General features: G+C 46.9%; 2 tRNA genes and 3 rRNA genes. All 5 read left to right on the plus strand.

From position 1 onward, the window contains the following. The first annotated feature begins 224 nt into the window (after window positions 1–224). The 5 genes from E0H99_RS17025 (at window position 225) to rrf (ending at window position 5,445) form a co-directional block, all read left to right on the plus strand. Window positions 225–1,738, plus strand: a 16S ribosomal RNA gene (locus tag E0H99_RS17025). 128 nt (window positions 1,739–1,866) lie between these two features. Beyond that, a tRNA-Ile gene (locus E0H99_RS17030) sits at window positions 1,867–1,940 on the plus strand. A 95-nt stretch (window positions 1,941–2,035) separates the two neighbouring features. Next, a tRNA-Ala gene (locus E0H99_RS17035) sits at window positions 2,036–2,109 on the plus strand. 197 nt (window positions 2,110–2,306) lie between these two features. Continuing rightward, window positions 2,307–5,189: ribosomal RNA gene (locus E0H99_RS17040) — 23S ribosomal RNA — on the plus strand. 146 nt (window positions 5,190–5,335) lie between these two features. Beyond that, window positions 5,336–5,445: ribosomal RNA gene (rrf, locus tag E0H99_RS17045) — 5S ribosomal RNA — on the plus strand. The 16S, 23S and 5S rRNA genes sit together here with 2 tRNA genes alongside, the layout of an rRNA operon. Window positions 5,446–5,485 lie beyond the last annotated feature (40 nt).

Consider the following 5,485-nt stretch of genomic DNA (forward strand, 5'->3'; position numbering starts at 1 on the left):
AAAAAGAAGTTGTACTTTTGCACCCGCTTCGAGAAACACTTTAAGTAGTGTGAATGAGGGGAAATATTAAGAAGAACACGTTCCTAGACATATTGAATTGACAGCCGTTTTGAAAGAGATTTCAAGACAAAAGAATAAGAGTAATAGAATCGAGAGATTTGAAAAAACCACTAGAATTTAGTCGAATAAACAAAGAGCACAGATTTATCTGGACTCAACAATATACGATGAAGAGTTTGATCCTGGCTCAGGATGAACGCTAGCGGCAGGCTTAACACATGCAAGTCGAGGGGTATGGTTCTTCGGAACCAGAGACCGGCGCACGGGTGCGTAACGCGTATGCAATCTACCTTTCACAGAGGGATAGCCCAGAGAAATTTGGATTAATACCTCATAGTATTATAGAATGGCATCATTTTATAATTAAAGTCACAACGGTGAAAGATGAGCATGCGTCCCATTAGCTTGTTGGTAAGGTAACGGCTTACCAAGGCAACGATGGGTAGGGGTCCTGAGAGGGAGATCCCCCACACTGGTACTGAGACACGGACCAGACTCCTACGGGAGGCAGCAGTGAGGAATATTGGACAATGGGCGCAAGCCTGATCCAGCCATGCCGCGTGCAGGATGACGGTCCTATGGATTGTAAACTGCTTTTATACAGGAAGAAACACTCGGACGTGTCCGAGCTTGACGGTACTGTAGGAATAAGGATCGGCTAACTCCGTGCCAGCAGCCGCGGTAATACGGAGGATCCAAGCGTTATCCGGAATCATTGGGTTTAAAGGGTCCGTAGGCGGTCTAGTAAGTCAGTGGTGAAAGCCCATCGCTCAACGGTGGAACGGCCATTGATACTGCTAGACTTGAATTATTAGGAAGTAACTAGAATATGTAGTGTAGCGGTGAAATGCTTAGAGATTACATGGAATACCAATTGCGAAGGCAGGTTACTACTAATATATTGACGCTGATGGACGAAAGCGTGGGTAGCGAACAGGATTAGATACCCTGGTAGTCCACGCCGTAAACGATGGATACTAGCTGTTGGGAGCAATCTCAGTGGCTAAGCGAAAGTGATAAGTATCCCACCTGGGGAGTACGTTCGCAAGAATGAAACTCAAAGGAATTGACGGGGGCCCGCACAAGCGGTGGAGCATGTGGTTTAATTCGATGATACGCGAGGAACCTTACCAAGGCTTAAATGTAGATTGACCGGTTTGGAAACAGATCTTTCGCAAGACAATTTACAAGGTGCTGCATGGTTGTCGTCAGCTCGTGCCGTGAGGTGTCAGGTTAAGTCCTATAACGAGCGCAACCCCTGTTGTTAGTTGCCAGCGAGTCATGTCGGGAACTCTAACGAGACTGCCAGTGCAAACTGAGAGGAAGGTGGGGATGACGTCAAATCATCACGGCCCTTACGCCTTGGGCTACACACGTGCTACAATGGCCGGTACAGAGAGCAGCCACTGGGTGACCAGGAGCGAATCTATAAAACCGGTCACAGTTCGGATCGGAGTCTGCAACTCGACTCCGTGAAGCTGGAATCGCTAGTAATCGGATATCAGCCATGATCCGGTGAATACGTTCCCGGGCCTTGTACACACCGCCCGTCAAGCCATGGAAGCTGGGGGTGCCTGAAGTCGGTGACCGCAAGGAGCTGCCTAGGGTAAAACTGGTAACTAGGGCTAAGTCGTAACAAGGTAGCCGTACCGGAAGGTGCGGCTGGAACACCTCCTTTCTAGAGCCTAAATGTTAGTTGTGCAAACAACACTTTTAGGAAAGAAGACGAAAGTTCGAAATGGAAACAAATAATGAAGTTTTATTACTCTTGCTGTTAGTTCAAATAATACCATTTAAGAATAAGAGTGTCTCGTAGCTCAGCTGGTTAGAGTACTACACTGATAATGTAGGGGTCGACAGTTCGAGTCTGTCCGAGACAACTATTTTAAACTTAAATAAAAGAAGAAATTCTAGAGTTGAAAAATCACGATATACATCGTAATTCGTAATTCACAATTCATAATTAAAAAAGATTGGGGGATTAGCTCAGCTGGCTAGAGCGCCTGCCTTGCACGCAGGAGGTCAACGGTTCGACTCCGTTATTCTCCACGAATCTGTTGATTGGTTCATGCGGTAATTTGTTAATTTGGGAAACCAAATAATCGAATAACCAAGTTTACAAAATGACACAGATAAAGTTCATTGACATATTGAGATAAGAAAATAATAAAAAGTAGAAAGCATTTTTTGCTTGTTTATCATTAGACAAGTAAAAGAAACGGCACATTTTAAATAATGTGTTGGTACAATAAGCAAAATAAGGGCGTATGGGGGATGCCTTGGCTCTCAGAGGCGATGAAAGGCGTGATAAGCTGCGAAAAGCTACGGGGATTGGCACACACGAATTGATCCGTAGATACCTGAATGGGGCAACCCACTATGTTGAAGACATAGTACACCGATAGGTGGGCAAACCCGCTGAACTGAAACATCTAAGTAGGCGGAGGAGAAGAAAACAAAAGTGATTCCGTAAGTAGTGGCGAGCGAACGCGGATTAGCCCAAACCAATGTTGTTACGGCAATATTGGGGTTGTAGGACCACGACATTTGTTGCGGATAGAATTAGAATCTACTGGAAAGTAGAGCCAAAGAAGGTGATAGCCCTGTATAAGTAATAGAAGATAACGATAGTGGTATCCTGAGTAGGGCGGGACACGAGAAATCCTGTCTGAATTTGGCGGGACCATCCGCTAAGGCTAAATACTCCTGAGAGACCGATAGTGAACCAGTACCGTGAGGGAAAGGTGAAAAGAACCGTGAATAACGGAGTGAAATAGATCCTGAAACCATACGCTTACAAGCGGTCGGAGCCCTTTCGTGGGGTGACGGCGTGCCTTTTGCATAATGAGCCTACGAGTTAACGTTGCTGGCAAGGATAAGTGGTTAAGCCACGGATCCGTAGCGAAAGCGAGTCTGAATAGGGCGCTTTAGTCAGTAGTGTTAGACGCGAAACCGTGTGATCTACCCATGGGCAGGTTGAAGCTGTGGTAACACACAGTGGAGGACCGAACCGGTTGACGTTGAAAAGTCTTCGGATGACCTGTGGGTAGGGGTGAAAGGCCAATCAAACTCGGAAATAGCTCGTACTCCCCGAAATGCATTTAGGTGCAGCGTTATGCGTAAAGTTATATAGAGGTAGAGCTACTGATTGGATGCGGGGGCTTCACCGCCTACCAATTCCTGACAAACTCCGAATGCTATATAATGTTTTATAACAGTGAGGGCTTGGGTGCTAAGGTCCAAGTCCGAGAGGGAAAGAACCCAGACCATCAGCTAAGGTCCCCAAATATATACTAAGTTGAAAGAACGAGGTTTGTCTGCCCAGACAGCTAGGATGTTGGCTTGGAAGCAGCCATTCATTTAAAGAGTGCGTAACAGCTCACTAGTCGAGCGGACGAGCATGGATAATAATCGGGCATAAGTATATTACCGAAGCTATGGATTTGTAATTAATTACAAGTGGTAGGGGAGCATTCTCACAGGGTAGAAGGTGTATCGTAAGGTATGCTGGACCGGTGAGAAAAGAAAATGTAGGCATAAGTAACGATAATGCGGGCGAGAAACCCGCACACCGAAAGACTAAGGTTTCCACAGCTATGCTAATCAGCTGTGGGTTAGTCGGGACCTAAGGCGAACCCGAAAGGGACAGTCGATGGACAACGGGTTAATATTCCCGTACTAGTTATTACTGTGATGGGGTGACGGAGTGATGAAAGCGCCGCGAACTGACGGAATAGTTCGTTGAAGTACCTACCTATAAGCTGCGCAGGCAAATCCACGCGGCTTGGGGAAATACGATAGTACTCGGAGTCTTCGGACAAAGAGATAGTGCGCCTAAGGGCTTCCAAGAAAAACCTCTAAACTTCAGGTAATAAGTACCCGTACCGCAAACCGACACAGGTAGTCGAGGAGAGAATCCTAAGGTGCTCGAGAGATTCATGGCTAAGGAATTAGGCAAAATAGACCCGTAACTTCGGGAGAAGGGTCGCCAGCAGCAATGCTGGCCGCAGTGAAGAGGTCCAGGCGACTGTTTATCAAAAACACAGGGCTCTGCAAAATCGTAAGATGAAGTATAGGGCCTGACACCTGCCCGGTGCTGGAAGGTTAAGAGGAGATGTTATCTTCGGAGAAGCATTGAATTGAAGCCCCAGTAAACGGCGGCCGTAACTATAACGGTCCTAAGGTAGCGAAATTCCTTGTCGGGTAAGTTCCGACCTGCACGAATGGTGTAACGATCTGGACACTGTCTCAGCCATGAGCTCGGTGAAATTGTAGTAGCGGTGAAGATGCCGCTTACCCGCAGTGGGACGAAAAGACCCTGTGCACCTTTACTATAGCTTAGTATTGACCTTGGACAAATGATGTGTAGGATAGGTTGGAGACTGTGAAGTGGCGTCGCTAGGCGTTGTGGAGTCATTGTTGAAATACAACCCTTTGTTTGTCTGAGGCCTAACCCCCAATCGGGGGGACATTGCTTGGTGGGTAGTTTGACTGGGGTGGTCGCCTCCAAAAGAGTAACGGAGGCTTCTAAAGGTTCCCTCAGTACGCTTGGTAACCGTGCGTAGAGTGCAATGGCATAAGGGAGCTTGACTGAGAGACATACAGGTCGATCAGGTACGAAAGTAGAGCATAGTGATCCGGTGGTTCCGCATGGAAGGGCCATCGCTCAAAGGATAAAAGGTACGCCGGGGATAACAGGCTGATCTCCCCCAAGAGCTCATATCGACGGGGGGGTTTGGCACCTCGATGTCGGCTCGTCACATCCTGGGGCTGGAGAAGGTCCCAAGGGTTGGGCTGTTCGCCCATTAAAGTGGCACGCGAGCTGGGTTCAGAACGTCGTGAGACAGTTCGGTCTCTATCTACTGTGGGCGCAAGAAATTTGAGTGGATCTGATTCTAGTACGAGAGGACCGAATTGGACAAACCTCTAGTGTATCTGTTGTCACGCCAGTGGCATCGCAGAGTAGCTACGTTTGGAAGGGATAAGCGCTGAAAGCATATAAGCGCGAAACCCACCACAAGATGAGATTTCTTTTAAGGGTCGTGGGAGATGACCACGTTGATAGGCTATAGATGTAAAGGCAGTAATGTCATAGTCGAGTAGTACTAATAACCCGTAAGCTTATGTACGCTTTTCCCCGGGGCAACCCGGGGAAGAAACTTTCTCAAAACTTTTTATTTTCTTTATCTCAGTATGTTAAGATATTATTGTAATTACGAATTCACAATTAAGAATTACGAATTGCAAATAATTGCCCAAAGCAATTATAACCTCTTAAGGTGGTTATTGCGGCGGGGCTCACCTCTTCCCATCCCGAACAGAGTAGTTAAGCCCGCCTGCGCAGATGGTACTGCAGTTATGTGGGAGAGTATGTCGTCGCCTTTCTTTGAAGAATCCTCATCATGAATTTGATGAGGATTTTTTG

The sequence above is a fragment of the Flavobacterium sp. GT3P67 genome (assembly GCF_004349155.1).
Taxonomy (GTDB): domain Bacteria; phylum Bacteroidota; class Bacteroidia; order Flavobacteriales; family Flavobacteriaceae; genus Flavobacterium; species Flavobacterium ranwuense.